General features: G+C 54.2%; 14 protein-coding genes. 4 read left to right on the top strand and 10 right to left on the bottom strand.

The window, feature by feature from the left end; genetic code table 11:
• Together BOW06_RS10015 and BOW06_RS10010 are read left to right on the top strand one after the other, a co-directional pair.
• Nucleotides 1-462: FtsX-like permease family protein (locus BOW06_RS10015; RefSeq protein ID WP_144077462.1), on the top strand; the 462-nt coding region annotated here is incomplete at its 5' end.
• Between the two features lie 4 nt (nt 463-466).
• Nucleotides 467-1672 (top strand): efflux RND transporter periplasmic adaptor subunit, encoded by a 1206-nt coding sequence (locus BOW06_RS10010; protein ID WP_043116170.1) that lies wholly within the window; start codon nt 467-469, stop codon nt 1670-1672.
• Between the two features lie 95 nt (nt 1673-1767).
• Here the strand turns inward: BOW06_RS10010 and ssb are convergent, their stop codons facing one another.
• Nucleotides 1768-2238 (bottom strand): single-stranded DNA-binding protein, encoded by a 471-nt coding sequence (gene ssb / locus BOW06_RS10005; RefSeq protein ID WP_043116172.1) that lies wholly within the window; start codon nt 2236-2238, stop codon nt 1768-1770.
• A 33-nt stretch (nt 2239-2271) separates the two neighbouring features.
• Nucleotides 2272-3621, bottom strand: coding sequence for an MFS transporter (locus BOW06_RS10000; protein WP_256858103.1), 1350 nt, complete (start codon nt 3619-3621; stop codon nt 2272-2274).
• 113 nt (nt 3622-3734) lie between these two features.
• Here BOW06_RS10000 and uvrA point away from each other — a divergent pair, with 113 nt between their 5' ends.
• Nucleotides 3735-6563, top strand: coding sequence for an excinuclease ABC subunit UvrA (uvrA, locus tag BOW06_RS09995; RefSeq protein WP_078454656.1), 2829 nt, complete (start codon nt 3735-3737; stop codon nt 6561-6563).
• Nucleotides 6560-7417 (top strand): RluA family pseudouridine synthase, encoded by an 858-nt coding sequence (locus tag BOW06_RS09990; RefSeq protein ID WP_052132042.1) that lies wholly within the window; start codon nt 6560-6562, stop codon nt 7415-7417. Before uvrA ends, BOW06_RS09990 begins: the two co-directional genes overlap by 4 nt.
• Before the next feature lie 100 nt (nt 7418-7517).
• On the opposite strand, the gene BOW06_RS09985 is transcribed toward BOW06_RS09990, so the two are convergent.
• From BOW06_RS09985 to BOW06_RS09950, 8 genes are all read right to left on the bottom strand, one after another.
• Nucleotides 7518-8186 carry a phosphoglycolate phosphatase gene (locus tag BOW06_RS09985; protein ID WP_043116179.1) on the bottom strand — a complete coding sequence of 223 codons (669 nt, stop codon included), beginning with the start codon at nt 8184-8186 and terminating at the stop codon, nt 7518-7520.
• Between the two features lie 73 nt (nt 8187-8259).
• Nucleotides 8260-8952, bottom strand: a complete 693-nt coding sequence (gene rpe / locus BOW06_RS09980; RefSeq protein ID WP_043116181.1) for a ribulose-phosphate 3-epimerase — start codon at nt 8950-8952, stop codon at nt 8260-8262.
• 232 nt (nt 8953-9184) lie between these two features.
• Complete coding sequence (locus BOW06_RS09975; protein ID WP_043116183.1) at nt 9185-10927, bottom strand: chloride channel protein; 1743 nt, start codon at nt 10925-10927, stop codon at nt 9185-9187.
• Nucleotides 10928-11046: 119 nt separating this feature from the next.
• Entirely contained in the window at nt 11047-11769 is a 723-nt protein-coding gene (gene phoU, locus BOW06_RS09970; RefSeq protein ID WP_043116184.1) for a phosphate signaling complex protein PhoU, read from the bottom strand.
• Between the two features lie 16 nt (nt 11770-11785).
• Nucleotides 11786-12658, bottom strand: a complete 873-nt coding sequence (pstB, locus tag BOW06_RS09965; RefSeq protein ID WP_078452712.1) for a phosphate ABC transporter ATP-binding protein PstB — start codon at nt 12656-12658, stop codon at nt 11786-11788.
• Nucleotides 12659-12683: 25 nt separating this feature from the next.
• Entirely contained in the window at nt 12684-14492 is a 1809-nt protein-coding gene (gene pstA / locus BOW06_RS13395) for a phosphate ABC transporter permease PstA (protein WP_078452666.1), read from the bottom strand.
• Nucleotides 14493-14502: 10 nt separating this feature from the next.
• Nucleotides 14503-15858 (bottom strand): phosphate ABC transporter permease subunit PstC, encoded by a 1356-nt coding sequence (pstC, locus tag BOW06_RS09955; RefSeq protein WP_043116728.1) that lies wholly within the window; start codon nt 15856-15858, stop codon nt 14503-14505.
• Between the two features lie 170 nt (nt 15859-16028).
• On the bottom strand, nt 16029-17156 hold the full coding sequence (locus BOW06_RS09950; protein WP_043116185.1) for a substrate-binding domain-containing protein: 1128 nt from the start codon (nt 17154-17156) through the stop codon (nt 16029-16031).
• Nucleotides 17157-17211: the final 55 nt, after the last annotated feature.

The following is a 17211-nucleotide window of genomic DNA, read 5'->3' as shown; positions in this document are numbered from 1 at the left end:
GCCGGAGTGGTGGAGCAGAAGTCGGCGATTCGAGCTTTTTACGACACCATCGCCGAGTCGGTGCTCTTCTTCACCTTCATTTCCACCCTGCTCGGTGGCAGCATCGCCTTTGGCGTGATCTACAACAGCATGCGCATCGCCCTCTCCGAACGCAACCGGGAATTGGCCAGCCTAAGGGTACTCGGTTTTCAGCGGGGCGAAGTCGCCTACATCCTGCTGGGCGAACTGGCCCTGCTCACCCTGGTGGCAATTCCGCTGGGACTGTTGCTGGGTTACGGCCTTTGCGCCTTCATGGCATTTCAGTTCGACACCGACCTCTACCGCATCCCGCTGGTGCTGGGCATTAATGTCTACGCCTTTGCCGCTCTGGTGGTGATCGCTTCTTCCATCATCTCCGCCATCATGATCTGGCGTAACCTCGCCCACCTCGATATGGTGGCCGTACTCAAGACCAAGGAATAACACCATGCCTATGCTCTTGCGCAAACATCCTCTCATTACCTTCATCGCCGTGGTCATCGCCCTGTTGCTAACCTGGGGCTTCTGGCCGCAACCGATCATGGTTGAGGCCAAGCCGGCAACACGCGCACCGCTCACCATCACTATCGAGGAGGAGGGACGCACCCGCGTTATCGACCGTTATGTCATCGCCGCCCCGGTAGACGGGGTAACCTGTCGTGTACAGCTCGATGTCGGTGACCCGGTAGAACAGGGTCAGCAACTGCTCAGTATTACGCCAATGGCCTCGCAGGTTCTCGACCCACGCAGCCGCGCCCAGGCCAGGGCCAAGGTTGAGGCGGCTGAGTCGGCACTGCGTGCCACCGAGGAGAAGGCCCGTGCCGCGGCAGCCGCTGAACAGTTGGCGAGTAAGGAGTTGGCCCGCCTCACCCCTCTTCTGCAACAGGGGGCGATCTCAAAAGAGACCTTCGACAAGACACAAACCAGTGCCAGTACCACCAGGGCCAACAAGCGCTCCGCCGATTTCAGTGTGGAGGTCGCCAGTTATGAGCTGGAGGCAGCACGCAGCGTGCTGGAATACAGCAGCGAAAGCGACCTCGACAATCCGGAACTGGTAGCGGTGCACTCACCGATTAATGGTCGTATTCTCAAGGTCGACCACGAGTGTGCCGGACCTGTACGCACCGGCGAGCCACTGCTGGAAGTGGGCGATCCCTCTGCGCTGGAAGTAGAGGTAGATGTACTCTCTGCCGATGCGGTGAAGGTCAAGCCAGGGATGAGAGTATTGTTCGACCGCTGGGGTGGTGAAGGGGTACTGGAGGGTCGGGTACGCATCGTAGAGCCAGTCGGCTTTACCAAGGTCTCCGCCCTGGGGGTAGAGGAGCAGCGGGTACTGATCATCTCCGACTTCACCTCCTCTGCCGCCCAATGGCAACGCCTGGGTGACGGCTACCGCGTCGAGGCACGTTTTATCCTCTGGCACCAGGATAGTGTACTGCAGGTGCCCGCCAGCAGCCTGTTCCGCTATCGTGATGGTTGGGCACTGTTTGTGGTGGAAAACGGTCATGCCAAGCGCAGAGTCGTGAAGCTTGGCAAACGCAACGGTCTGGTCGCCCAGATCGATGAGGGGGTAAAGTTGGGAGAGAACGTCATCAACCACCCCAGTGATGAGGTAGACGATGGTAAGCGGGTAACCATTCGCATTATTGATTAATCGACATGAGACTTATGGGCCTCTACAAACAAAAAGGCTCTGTATAAACAGAGCCTTATTTGCAGTTTCTTTACGAATACTGTCTAAGGTACCCGCTAGAATGGAATATCGTCATCAAAATCCGCTGGTGGCGGCTCGCTCTGCTGAGAGAAACCGTTGTCGTTGGACTGCTGCTGCCTGGCTGGTGCGCCACCACCTCCGCCGCCACCCATCGGTGCGGAACCTCCGCGGCTGTCGAGCATCTGCATCTGGTCAGCAACAATCTCCGTGGTGTAACGATCCTGTCCGTTGTTGTCCTGCCACTTCCGCGTCTGCAGGCGTCCCTCGATATAGACTTTTGAGCCTTTCTTGAGATACTCACCGGCGATCTCGCCAAGACGACGGAACATCACCACCCGGTGCCACTCGGTCTTCTCCTGCTGCTCTCCGGTATTCTTGTCTTTCCAGGTTTCGCTGGTTGCCAAAGTGATATTTGCCACGGCATTGCCGTTGGGCATGTAGCGGACATCCGGGTCTTTCCCGAGATTGCCTACCAGGATGACTTTATTTACTCCACGCTGAGCCATTTCGCTCTCCTCCAGTTATCTATTCTGTTCAGTTTATGCGGAAGCCTCTTCAGCTTCCAGACTTATTGTATCGAGTTGCCTGCTGTTGACCTTCAGGTAAGCGACAGACTCTTCTGTTACAAGCACCACTTCCTCGACGCCTTCAATTGCATTGAGGCGCTGCTCATAGGCCTGCAGATCGTTGGTTCCATCAGGAATTTTCAGCATGCGTGTTTTAAGTAATGGCGCCTGCATTCCGGCAGCTGCCAGCAGCCAGACGCTGACTGCGATTGCGCCGAACAACATAACGCCCTGCGCACCATGGTGACTGAAAACCCAGCCGCCAACAAGGCCGCCAAGAAATGCACCAAAAAACTGTGATGTCGAGTAGACCCCCATCGCAGTGCCCTTGCTACTGGCCGGCGCAATTCTCGAGATTAGTGACGGCAGGGTCGCCTCCAACAGGTTAAATGCCGCAAAGTAGAGCAGCAGCCAGCCCACCAGCCCCCACAGGCTCTCGGCCATCAATCCCAGTCCTGCCTGTGCGATCGCCAGCGAAGCAACAGCTCCGAGAAACACGGGTTTCATCTTGTTGCGGCGCTCGGCAATGATAATGAATGGAACCATCATGGCAATGGAGACCAGCAACACCGGCAGGTAGACCATCCAGTGATCGACGACGGCAAGCCCACCACTATCACGCAGCATCAGCGGATAGGAGATAAACAGCGATGTCATCACCATGTGCAGCACAAAGATACCGAAATCAAGGCGCAACAGGCCCGTATTTGACAGCACCCGTCCAAACTGGCCGGGCACAGACTCGGCATCACGGTGCACACTACTTTTTGCCGGTGTCGGGACAAACAGCGCGAGGATGCCGATGCCTGCAAGCGCAAGCACTGCCGTCAGCCAGAAGATACCTGAAACACCGATCCATGCACCCAGTAGCGGCCCGGCAACCAGCGACAGAGCAAAGGAGAATCCGATACTCATTCCAATAATCGCCATCGCCTTGGTTCTGTGCGTCTCACGCGTCAGGTCGGCTGCTAGCGCCATAACAGCCGCAGCGATTGCGCCACTGCCCTGGATAGCACGGCCGATAATGACTGTGATTATCGAATCGCCATTTGCCGCAACCACGCTGCCGATGGCAAACAGCAACAAACCGCCAATGATCACAGGCTTGCGCCCGATACGGTCCGACAACATACCAAAAGGAATTTGGAAGAGCGCCTGGGTGAGGCCGTAGATTCCGATGGCAAGACCGATCAGGACCGGTGTCACACCGTCAAGATTGCCGGCATAAATGGCAAAAACGGGCATTATCAGAAAGAGCCCAAACATGCGCAGTGCGAAAATACCGGCCAGCGAAACTGCTGCCTTTTTCTCCGTCGCTGACATACTTGGCGATGTGGAAGACGCCATTATCTGAAAGACCCTTTGCCCGTTATCCGTCAAACGTCGTATAGTACCTGATTCGGCCCAATTTCGCTGTGATAACAATTCTCTAAATCATGGAAACTATCCATATACAGGGTGCACGCACCCACAATCTGAAGAACATTTCGCTGCAGCTCCCTCGTGACAAGCTGATTGTCATAACAGGTCTCTCCGGCTCCGGCAAATCTTCACTCGCCTTCGACACGATTTATGCAGAGGGACAGCGCCGTTACGTCGAGTCACTGTCGGCCTATGCGCGCCAGTTCCTGTCGATGATGGAGAAGCCGGATATTGACCATATCGAGGGGCTTTCACCGGCAATCTCGATCGAGCAGAAAACCACCAGCCATAACCCACGCTCCACGGTCGGTACCATCACCGAAATTCACGACTACCTGCGACTGCTGTTTGCACGTGCCGGAACACCCATGTGTCCGGATCACAAGTTGACCCTCGAGGCACAGACAGTCAGCCAGATGGTCGACCAGGTGCTGGCACTGCCTGAAGGTGACAAGCTGATGCTGCTGGCGCCAGTGATCTCCGAGCGCAAGGGTGAATACCACAAGCTGCTTGGTGAATTGCATGCGCAGGGCTTCCTGCGTGCACGCATCGATGGCGATATCTTCGAACTTGATGATCCACCCGAACTGGAGCTGCACAAGAAACACAGCATTGATGTTGTCATCGACCGCTTCAAGGTTCGTGATGACCTGCAGCAGCGTCTCGCCGAATCATTTGAAACTGCGCTCAACCTGGCTGGCGGCGTGGCCCACGTGGCGTGGATGGATGAACCGGAAAAGGATGATCTCACCTTCTCCGCCAATTTTGCATGCCCCACCTGCGGCTACAGTATCGAGGAACTCGAGCCGCGCCTCTTCTCATTCAACAACCCGGTTGGCGCCTGTCCGACATGCGACGGTCTCGGCGTTGAGCAGTTTTTCGATCCGGGCAAGATCATCTCCAATGAAGAGTTGAGCCTCGCCGGCGGTGCTATCAGGGGCTGGGACAGGCGCAGCAGCTACTACTTCCAACTGCTGAGAGCAGTTGCTGACTGGGCCGGCTTTGATCTCGAAACACCCTGGAATGAACTCACCAGCAAGAACCAGAAACTGGTGCTGCACGGTACGGCAGGCAAGCAGATCGCCTTTACCTGGCGAAACGAACGCGGTCGCTCGGTGACCAAGAAACAGCCGTTCGAGGGCATCATCAACAACACCAAGCGGCGCTATCATGAAACCGAGTCCAACTCGGTTCGCGAGGAGCTCGCCAAGTTCGTCTCGACACAATCCTGTCCTGACTGTCACGGTAGCCGTCTCAACACGGCGGCACGCAATGTCTTTGTTGGAGACCTTAGCCTGCCCGACATCACGGTGATGCCGATAGACCAGGCGCTTGATTTTGCTAAAAGCCTCAAATTACCCGGCAAAAGAGGTGAAATTGCGTCTAAAGTCATTAAAGAGATCGATCAGAGGCTATCTTTCCTGGTCAATGTCGGCCTCAACTACTTGTCTCTAGACCGTAGTGCAGAGACACTTTCCGGTGGTGAAGCACAGCGCATTCGCCTCGCAAGCCAGATCGGTGCCGGCCTTGTCGGCGTCATGTATGTACTCGACGAACCCTCAATCGGCCTGCACCAACGTGACAATGAACGCCTTCTAAATACCCTCAATTACCTGCGAGACCTTGGAAATACGGTTATCGTCGTCGAACATGACGAGGACGCCATACGTGCCGCCGACCATGTTCTCGATATCGGCCCCGGTGCCGGAGTGCACGGCGGGCAGATCGTCGCCCAGGGTACGGCTGATGAAATTGCGGCCACCGAGGAGTCACTCACCGGACAGTATCTCAGCGGAAAGAAATGCATCGAGGTACCATCTCAGCGCACTCCCATGGATCCGGAGCGCAAGCTCGTTATCAATGGGGCAACCGGCAACAATCTCAAGCGGGTCTCGCTGGAGATTCCTGTCGGCCTGCTGACCTGTGTTACCGGCGTCTCCGGTTCGGGCAAATCGACCCTGATCAATGACACCCTCTATCCACTCGCGGCAACTGAACTCAACAAAGCCACCACGCTGACTGCTGCCGCCCACGAAGAGATCGACGGACTGCAACATTTCGACAAGGTCGTTGATATCGACCAGAGCCCGATTGGTCGTACACCACGATCCAACCCGGCAACCTACACAGGCATTTTCACCCCGGTGCGTGAACTGTTTGCTGGCACACCCGAATCACGTGCCCGCGGTTACACACCGGGACGCTTCTCCTTTAACGTCAAGGGCGGACGTTGCGAAGCCTGCGCCGGTGACGGTGTCATCAAGGTAGAGATGCATTTCCTCCCCGACATGTACGTGCAGTGCGACACCTGCAAGGGCAAGCGTTACAACCGCGAGACCCTTGATATTCGATACAAGGGCAAGACCATCGACGAAGTACTCGCCATGACCATTGAGGAAGGCCTGGAGTTTTTCGACGCAGTGCCAGCCATCAAGCGCAAGCTGCAGACACTTATGGATGTCGGCCTTTCGTATATCCAGCTGGGCCAGAATGCGACAACCCTGTCGGGTGGCGAGGCACAGCGCGTCAAGCTCTCACGAGAACTTTCCAAGCGCGATACCGGCAACACGCTCTACATTCTCGATGAGCCGACAACAGGACTGCACTTTCATGACGTCAAGCACCTGCTTGCCGTACTGCACAGGCTGCGCGACCACGGCAATACCGTGGTTGTCATTGAGCACAACCTCGATGTCATCAAGACGGCCGACTGGATTGTTGATCTCGGACCCGAGGGCGGCAACCTGGGCGGTGAAATTGTCGCTGCCGGCACGCCTGAGCAACTTGCACAGATGGCAGACAAATCACATACCGGCCACTTTATCGCCAGGATTCTTCAATGAATTCACCTGACAAGGCACCGGTAAAAATCGAAAAGCATATCCAGGTCGAGAGCAGTGAGGCAGATGCAGTCACGCTGCTTGCCGATGCCAGTGGCCTGTCAAAACAGGCGATCAAGAAAGTCATGGCAAGTGGTGCAGTCTGGCACACGCGTGGCAAGCAGACACATCGCATCCGGCGTGCAAAAAAAGCGCTCGTGGCGGGAGATGAACTACACCTCTACTATGACGAGGCCATCCTTGCACAACAGCCAGCACAAGCAGAATTGATTGCAGACGAGACCAGCTTCAGTATCTGGTTCAAACCTCGCGGCATGTTCAGCCAGGGATCAAAATGGGGTGACCACTGCAGCATCGATCGCCATGTCGAGACGCGTATGCAGCGCCCTGCCTTTATCGTCCACCGTCTCGATCGACATGCCAGCGGATTGATGATCATTGCGCACAGTAAAAAAATTGCCGCCGCATTCGCGAAACTGTTCCGCGAGCGCAAAATCGACAAGCGTTACGAAGCGATCGTGAGTGGACGATTCCCCGAGATGCTAACGATGGATACCCCGGTCGATTACAAGGCCGCAGTCAGTCATGCGCGCCTTCTCAACTATGATTCAGAAAGTGACAGATCACTGCTGGAGATTAATATCGAGACAGGCAGAAAACACCAGATCAGGCAGCATCTTGCAGAGGCCGGATTTCCGATCATCGGGGATCGGCTCTATGGAAAGGCCGATGAAAAAGAGGGAGACCTGCAACTGCTTTCAAGTGCGCTCGCTTTTGCCTCACCTGCGGATGGTGAGTTCAAGAATTACAGAATCGCCCCGGGGGCGGGACTCCTACAACAACACCACACCCCGTAGGAACTGAGCCCTCATGGCCGCCAGGATGGCGGCCGCTTTTGTGCGTCCCTGCACGGCAGAAATGCCATTTTTGCAGGAGCAATAATCGGCCCGCGATCCATCAGAGCACGCCCTTCAATTCAACCATCGAATCAATCACAAGGTCAGGATCGTAGTTACGGATATCCTCACCGTGGTTGTAACCGTAGCTCATGCAGATGATTTGAAAACCTGCCGCACGTGCAGCCTTGATGTCACTGATTGAGTCTCCCAGCATCAATGCATTAGCGGGCTCAATGCCAAAAAACTCTGCGGCATGCAGCAAAGGCATGGGATCTGGTTTCTTCTTTGCCAGCGTGTCACCACAAATAGTCACTTCGAAACGATCGGCAATTCCCAGGTCAGCCAGCAGAGGAAGAGTGAACTGCTCCGCCTTGTTGGTGACACAACCGAGACGGTAGCCCGCACTCTTCATGTACTCGAGCCCCTCGGCAACACCGTCATAGAGGCTTGAGCGCTTCGAGGTGTTTTCGGCATAGAGATCGAGAAAGATCGGGTATGCTTTTTCAAAATCCTCATCCGCCGGCTCACCAACAAGACGGCCTACCAGCGCACGGCGCACAAGACGCTCAACACCGTTGCCGACCCAGTCACGCACCTTTTCGCTGCCGTGCGGGGGGCGTCCAATCTGCTGCATCATTTCGTCTACGCAGTAAGCCAGGTCAGGAACACTGTCGACCAGGGTGCCGTCGACATCGATGAGGATCATTTCAGGTTTTGTAATTGCCATATCAGATTCGCCATTTTGACGTGAAAAACAAAGCGCCCGCTATTGCGGGCGCTGTACAGGATTAGCGTGCCTGTCAGACAGTCGCCATCGCGTCACGCATCTGCTTGATGATAGTGTCGTAACGGTTCGGATCTTCATCGTTACCAAAAGCAAAAAGACCGGAGCCGGAAACGAAGGTATCTGCACCAGCAGCCTTGATCTCGGCGATGTTGTCAACCTTGACGCCGCCATCGATTTCGAGACGGATATCACGGCCCGAATCATCAATCATCTTGCGTACGATGCGCAGCTTGTCGAGTGCTGACGGAATAAAGCTCTGGCCGCCGAAACCCGGGTTAACTGACATCAGCAGGATCATGTCGACCTTGTCCATCACGTATTCAAGATGAGAGAGCGAAGTGCTCGGGTTGAATACGAGACCTGATTTACAGCCACTTTCCCGAATCAGTGAGAGCGAACGATCAACGTGCTCAGACGCTTCCGGATGGAAAGTGATGTAGCTGGCACCCGCCTTGGCAAAATCGGGAATGATTCGATCAACCGGCTTGACCATCAGGTGCACATCAATAGGAGCGGTGATGCCATGATTACGCAGCGCGTCACACACCAGCGGGCCAATAGTCAGGTTAGGTACATAGTGGTTATCCATTACGTCGAAATGGATCACGTCGGCACCGGCGTTGAGTATATCGACACACTCGGGACCCAGCTTGGCGAAGTCTGCCGACAGGATCGACGGTGCAATAAAATCAGTTTGTCTGGCCATTTTCTTTTATCTCCAGTTTTCTCATTCCACTCAAGAGCAGATAAATATTCAGCATGGCACTTTACCGTATGCAAAAAGCTGCTGAAACATCCCTAAAGGGGGGTATGCTGAAACAGCCCGGGGAAACTAACAAGCCATTGATTACAATGGAGTTATCTGAGAAATAACTCCGTTTGAATGCAAAAAGGCACTGAAAAAAGGCGATCCTGCCTGAAAGATTGATCCAAAAAACCTAGCGATAAGCAGATTCGATCATGTCACGCGTCAGAATGCCATAGATCCTTGGAACACCAGTCACACTGTCACTTTCCACGTAGAGCGCCTCGGCGACTTGTGTATCAAGTTTCTCCAGCGCTTCCTGCAGGGTCGCACGTGATGAGACAGCCGTGGCATCGAATCGCTGCCCGGGTATATCGAGCAAATCAATAGTTGCTTCCTCCACCGGGTCGCTATTTGCCTCCTCCTTCTCACCAATAACACCGGCAAGATCAACTGCTCGCAGCAGAACTGCACTGCCATCATCCTTCTCCACCAGTAACCATACTGGTTTGTCTTGCAGTAACTGCTGCGCCTCGCCGACCTTGATCTGCTGACGCGTTCTACTGAAATCTGTCGACATGGCACTGACAACACCAAGACGTCGCAAAGCCTGTCGCACCGGGTTTTGATCGATGTCGAGCCCCGCCGCCTTCATCATGGTGATAAAAATCGACTCCTGACCGAATACTTCGCTCGCGGTCATGGAAGCAATCACGATCGCAAGCATGCCCGGCATGATAATTCCCGGCGCATGCGTCAGTTCCATCATTGCGGTCAACGCTGCAAGTGGCGCCTGCAAGGTGGCCCCCATCATGGCACCCATGCCAAGCAGCGGCAGGAATCCCGGCACCACATCCATACCGGCCGAAACAGCAAGCGCTTCACAGGCAGCGCCCAGGGCAGCACCGATGAAAAGAGATGGCCCGATAATGCCACCGGGTATGCCCAGGCCAATCACGGCCGAGGTTGCAAGCAACTTGCCAAGCACCAGCAATAGCGCCAGCTGTAGCAGGGTCTCACCACCAAACAACTGGTTGACCGTGTCATAGCCAACACCCATGGTCTGCGGCAACAGCCACGCGAACGGCAGCATGACGAAACCCGCGATCAACATGCGTTGCCACATCTCCAGTCGCTTGGCACGCCCTGCAACCAGCTTGACCAGCAGGATCATCAGCGTTGCAAGCGCACCGGCAATCAGTCCGAGCAATATGACCATGGGCACATCTGTCAGCGACGTCAGCGACAGTGGTTGAATGGTAAAAGCAGGAGCATTTCCAAAGGCAGCAATCGAAACCAGGGTTGCACTTGCCGCGGCAAGAACGACTGGTATGAAGCTCGCAATCGTGTATTCCATCACCACAACTTCAAGGGCAAAAATCACCCCGGCCAGTGGTGTATTAAAAGAGGCGGCAATACCGGCGGCGGTTCCACAGGCAACCAGTGTACGAATACTGTTGTTGGGCAGCCGCAGCTTCTGCCCGAAGAGACTGCTGGCAGCAGCGCCCAGAAAGACGTGTGGACCCTCGCGCCCAACCGAGTGACCGCTGACGATAGCAATAGTAGCGCCAAAAAACTGCATCAGGAATCCACGCAGGCTGTGATGGCCCTGGTGATAATTCATGCGCTCGATGACACGAGCCACACCCAGTACGCGCACACCCTTGCCAAACCTGACATAGAGGATTGCCAGTAAAACAGCACCAAGCAATGGCAGCACCAGGCGATACTGCAGCGACACCGCTTCGAAATCTTCTTCAGAACCTGAGGGCGACCAGAAAGCTGCCAACTCCTCAACCAACAGGCGGAAGGCGATAATCACCAGGCCTGAAAGAACGCCTGCAATGACAGCCAGCACGGCAAGATGCAACAACGCATCATGTCTCGCCAGGCGCAGGCGCGCCTCTTCAGACTGTTTTTGCCACCATGGCGTCATAGATTGGCCCGATTCTGTTGAGAGTCCTCATGATATCACCAGCAAGAGGTGACAAAAAAGAAAACCCCGGAAGCAAGGCAACCGGGGTGACTATTGATCAATAACTACTGACTGCCTGGTCAGTCGGTATGCATCTCCTGCAGAAGGCGTTCAGTTGTTTCGTGGCGAACATCCTTGCCCTTGATCATGTAAACCATGTAACGGGCGATATTCTTCGAGTGGCCACCAACACGTTCAAGTGCACGCAGTGCCAGGACGATATCAACTGCGTAACCAACACTGCGGGAGTCTTCCATGATGAATGTCGACAGGCGACGGATCGCTGAACGGAACTGGTCTATCAGGTCGAGGCCCATCTCAACCACTTCACCCGCACTATCAAGGTCACGGTTATCGAATGAGTCGATCGCTTTCTCGATCATCTCGTCAACATAACGGCTCATCGTGTAGATATCGGAGAGCATGTGCTGATTCGGCGGATTGCGATCACCGTCATAGAACTGAATTGTCAAACGTGCCACACGCCGTGCCTGGTCACCGATACGTTCGAGATCGGAAACAATCTTTCCTGCCGTCATGATTTCGCGCAGATCCCTCGCCATTGGCTGGCGTTTTGCGATCACGCGAATGATCTCTTCATCGGCCTGCAAATCGAGCTTGTTGACCTCCATATCGCGCAGAATCACCTCGCGTGCCATTTCCACGTCTTCATTTTTGAGCGACGCAGCTGCGTCATGAATCTGCAGGCGTACAAGCTTGGTGATACTGCGAATCAGGTGCCGCAGCTGATCAAGCTCCACGTTATAGGCACGTACTGTGTGCTGGTTACTCTGTTCGTTCATTGACTCATCTCCTCGATCAACCGAAACGGCCCGTTATATAGTCTTCTGTGAGTTTATGTTGCGGGTTAGTGAAAATGTCGTCGGTCTCACCCACTTCGACAAGGTAGCCAAGATGAAAATAGGCCGTACGTTGCGACACACGTGCCGCCTGCTGCATTGAGTGAGTGACGATAGCAATGGTGTAGTTTTTACGTAACTCATCGATCAGCTCCTCTATTTTTGCCGTGGCAATTGGATCAAGCGCCGAACAGGGCTCATCCATCAGGATCACCTCGGGTGATACCGCAATGGCTCGCGCTATACAGAGACGCTGCTGCTGACCACCGGAGAGACCGGTTCCCGGGGTATCGAGACGATCTTTAACCTCGCCCCACAGACCGGCCTTGCGCAGACTGGTCTCGACGACTTCATCCATGTCGGTCTTGCTCGCAGCCAAACCATGGATTCGCGGACCGTAGGCGACATTCTCGTAAATGGATTTGGGAAACGGATTGGGTTTCTGAAAAACCATACCGACACGGGCACGCAGCAACACCACGTCCATCTGCTTGTTGTAGATATCTTCCTCGTCTAGCTGGATATCTCCCTCCACACGACAGATGTCGATTGTGTCATTCATGCGGTTAAGGCAACGCAAAAAGGTCGACTTACCGCAGCCCGAAGGACCGATCATCGACAGCACCTCGTTACGCCCGAGATCAACGCTGACATCGATGATCGCATGCTTCTCGGCATAAAAGACATCGACATTTTTCGCTGTCATACAAGGGTCATCGCTGGTTACCTTGCCGACAGTACCATCGAAGCCTGACTTCTCAAAAGCGGCAAATTGATCCAACTCTTCCTCGGCCGGCAAGACAGCGGGCTCAACTGGTTTGTTCACATTCATATCCTCAATATCACGATATTGGTGCTTACCAACGGCGTTCAAATTTCTTGCGCAACAAGACTGCCAAAGCATTCATGGTGATCAGGAATACAAGCAGCACGATGATTGCAGCAGATGTTCTTTCCACAAAGGCGCGTTCCGGGCTGTCAGCCCACAGGTAGATCTGTACTGGCAGCACGGTTGACGGGTCAAATGCACTGCCCGGAATATCGACGATGAAGGCAACCATGCCGATCATCAGCAGCGGTGCTGTTTCACCCAGCGCCTGTGCCATGCCAATAATGGAGCCGGTCAGCATGCCCGGCATAGCGAGTGGCAACACATGATGAAAAATTGTCTGCATGCGTGATGCACCCATACCCAGTGCCGCCTCGCGAATCGACGGCGGCACCGATTTGAGAGCAGCGCGACTGGCGATAATGATGGTCGGCAAGGTCATCAGTGTCAGCACCACGCCACCGACAACAGGTGCTGATCGCGGCATGCCGAAAAAGTTGATGAACACGGCAAGGCCTAGCAGGCCAAATACAATCGATGGCACAGCCGCAAGGTTGTTGATGTTGACCTCGATGAGGTCACTCCACCTGTTCTTGGGCGCGAACTCCTCGAGATAAATGGCTGCAGCGACGCCGATCGGGAACGACAATAACAGGGTCACCACCAGGGTATAGAAAGAGCCCATCAGCGCACCGGCAATACCAGACTGTTCAGGCTCACGTGAATCACCATGGGTAAAGAAAGGCACGTTGAACTTGCTCTCTATCATGCCTTTGCTCTTGAGGATTTCCGCCCAGGCAATCGACCTGTCAGAGAAGCGGCGATCCTGCTCTGGTGTCTGTATACTCAGGATTTCCCACTCCCCCGGCTGCAGTGGGGTTGTCTCTTTCAGGGCGACTAGAGATTCTCCATTGATGATATCAGCAGAGAGGCTGGCCACCTTGACAACACCGCCATGCATCTTGATCAAGAGGCTGGCAGATTCCGGAGTCTGTTGAAGTATGCCATCAGGAATATCCAGTGTTGCCTGGATCGAAGCGACACGCTTCTCGAGTGCATCAATCTCGCTCTGCAGGGAAGCGATGCGTCCCTCGAGGTCTTGAATAACCTCCGAGATTCGTTCAATTGACTTTACATGTCCGTAATTCGTTGCTTCGTCGAGGAGCTGTCTCTGGTTTTCGAGATCATCCTTGACGCTCTGCTGCCTTGACTTGACCCGGCTGATACGACGATCACCCTGTCGAATAACCTCTTCGGCACTGGCCCGGGCTATCTCTACCAGCCCGGTAAACTGGCCACGACTCTGAATGAGAACCTTTCCATCCGTCACGGTGACAGTCGCTTCTGCATCAGGGGTGCGTTTTTCGACATCAGAGACATAGCCCTTCATGTACATGTCGACTTCGTCGTCGGCAAGCAACCACAGTGTTTTCGTCTGGCCGATCAGGGAGTGATCATTCACGACCATCGCCTGCAGGTCGTAACCAGCTCCACTGCTGACAATCCGGTAGAGTTTCCGCTTGATTTTGCGCCCCTTCACATCAGGGAACTGATCTCTCATCACTTTCTTGATCAGGCCACTATAGTTGGCACCGGCAATCACTTTCGGATCGCGGTCGCCCTTGGGATCGATCATTTCCTCGGAAAAGGTAATCGGCAATTCGATATAGGACTGGGTAAATGCCGAGTAGCCCTTCGAAATTATGTTGTAGAAGAGCAGGAATACGAACGCCAGACCGATGAAGATAGCCGACAGCCCGATCAAGCGAAAATGACGCTCCTTGCGATAGCGCCTGGGCAGCGTTTTTTTGACGGCTTCTGTGTTGTTGATTGCCATGTGCCTCTCCCTAATCGTACTGCTCGCGATACTTGCGTACCACGTGCAAGGCAACGACGTTAAGCGCCAGTGTGACAAAGAAAAGCACCAGGCCAAGAGCAAATGCGACCAGTGTCTTGGGGCTGTCGAATTCATTATCGCCAACCAGTGCAGTTACGATCTGCACCGTCACCGTGGTCACTGTATCCAGCGGATTGGCTGTCAGTTTGGCCGCAAGACCTGCGGCCATCACCACGATCATGGTCTCGCCGATGGCGCGAGATGCGGCCAGCAGTACAGAGCCGACAATACCCGGCAGGGCTGCCGGCAAAATCACCTTGGTGATTGTCTCTGAACGCGTCGCGCCGAGACCATACGAGGCATCTCGCATTGCCTGGGGCACCGAGTTGATGACATCGTCGGAAAGCGACGAGATAAAGGGGATAATCATGATGCCCATTACCACGCCCGCAGCCAGTGCACTTTCTGTTGAAACCGTGAGGCCAACCGATGTACCAAGCTCGGCAATAAAGGGGGCAACTGTCAGGGCAGCGAAGAAGCCGTATACGACTGTCGGGATACCGGCAAGGATTTCAAGTACCGGCTTCGCATATGCTCTTAGATTCGGGCTTGCGTACTCGGCAAGGTAGACTGCCGCAAGCAGGCCGATTGGCACTGCGATCACCATGGCGATCAGTGAAATCAGCAGGGTGCCGGCAAACAGTGGCACTGCACCAAATGACAGAGTGCCCGGGTTGTAGTGAGTTCCAAACAGAAAATCCGTAACCGGAATCATCTGGAAGAAACGAATCGATTCAAACAGTACCGACAGGACGATGCCGACGGTAGTAAAGATCGCCAGGGTAGAACAGAGAATCAGTAGCCCCTTGATAATTGATTCAACAAGATTGCGCGCACGAAGCTGTGGTGTGATCACCCTCATGGCGTATACACCACCAAGAGCCGCGAGTATCAGTATCAGTACAGCCTTGGCTGCCATCGCCGTTGCCTGCAGGCTGGAATAGTGGGCGGCAGCTGCCTGGATGGCTTCCGAGTCAGCTGACACAACATCACCGGCAGCCAGGTTCTTGATATCGTTTATTACAAGGCTGAGGGGCGCTTCTTCGAGCTTCTGCAACTCCTGTGGAAGTCCCGAAACAACCAGATCCATAATGAAGGTGTCCTGGAAACCATTCCATAAAACCAGTACCAGAAAAGCCGGTAAACCTGCCCATAGCGCAGCGTAGAAACCATAGTAGCTGGGAAGAGAGTGCAGATGCCTGATTCCTGACCAACCATCTACTGATGCCAGTGCGCGCTTTTTGCCCAGTACATACAGGCCTGACATGATCAGGAGCAGTATGAGTAACAGTAGCGGTGTTCCAATCAAGACCGTCTCCAGACTTATTGTTGAGTTAATGAATGGACTTCTGGAAATACATTATATGATTGCATTTCCAGAAGAACCCGTACAAGGCCCTTAAGGCGAGAAAAGGCGGTGCCGACCCGGCACCACCTCCTCATTATCATGTGCAAACAATGCACATGGCAACCTGCTTACTTGAGCATGAGGTTATTCAGCTCTTTTGCATCAGCAGCGTACTTTGCACGTTCTTCAGCAGGCATCGGGATCATGCCCTTGTCAGCCAGGTAGCCTTCATCGCCCCAGGCCTTGTCAGCAGTGAATTCTGCCAGGAACTCTGCCATGCCGGGAATCTTGCCTACGTGCGCCTTTTTGACATAGAAGAAAAGTGCACGTGAAACAGGATATGAACCGTCAGAGATCATTTCGAACTCAGGTGCAACGCCATCAACAGTCGCGCCCTTGACCTTGTCGCTGTTCTGCTCGAGGAAGCTGTAACCGAACACACCAAGTGCGCCCTTGTCATTTTCCAACTTCTGGACGATCAGGTTATCATTCTCACCCGCTTCGATGTATGCGCCATCTTCACGAATGTGGTGTGCAACCTTCTTGAAGATGTCCTTACCCTTGACCTTGCCTTTCTTCTTCATGACTGCATCAAAGATCGCCATGTCGATACCGAGGTCAGCCATCATTTTCTTAACGGTTTCAACATCCTTTTCGCCACGCAGGGCTGCAAGTGCTTCTACTTTTTTTGCACCACCGCCGAGAGCAAGCTCTTCGAACGCGTCACGGGTACCTGATGAAGGTGGTGGACCGATGACCTTGATCGGTGCACTTGGCAGACTGCTGTTAACGTCTTTCCAGGTCTTGTTAGGGTTGGCAACCAGCTTGCCGTCCGCACCTGGAACCATGGCAGCCAGCGCCATGTAGATGTCTTTACGGGTCAGTGCGAAATCAGCTGCGCCCTTGGCGTTAGCCATAACGATACCGTCGTAACCGATCTTGACTTCGGTGACATCGGCCACGCCGTTTGCAGCACACTTCTCAACTTCGCTGCTCTTGATGCGACGTGATGCATTGGTGATATCAGGTGTATCAACGCCAACGCCTGCACAGAACAGCTTGAGGCCGCCGCCGGAACCGGTGGATTCGATTTTCGGGGTTTTGAAACCACTGGTCTTGCCGAAAGTCTCAGCAACAACTGTTGCGAAAGGATAGACGGTAGAAGAGCCAACGATCTCAATATAGTCACGAGATGCCGCTTGTGCCGCAGTGCTTGCGAACGCCAGAGCTGCAATCAGTGCAATCTGCTTTTTCATTAAATTCTCCAGAAATGAGGGTCATAAATTGACGTTCGCAAGTATGAAAGCATTT

This window comes from Solemya velum gill symbiont (assembly GCF_002020255.1).
Lineage (GTDB): Bacteria > Pseudomonadota > Gammaproteobacteria > Chromatiales > Chromatiaceae.
This window is presented reverse-complemented; position numbering and strand designations above follow the sequence as displayed.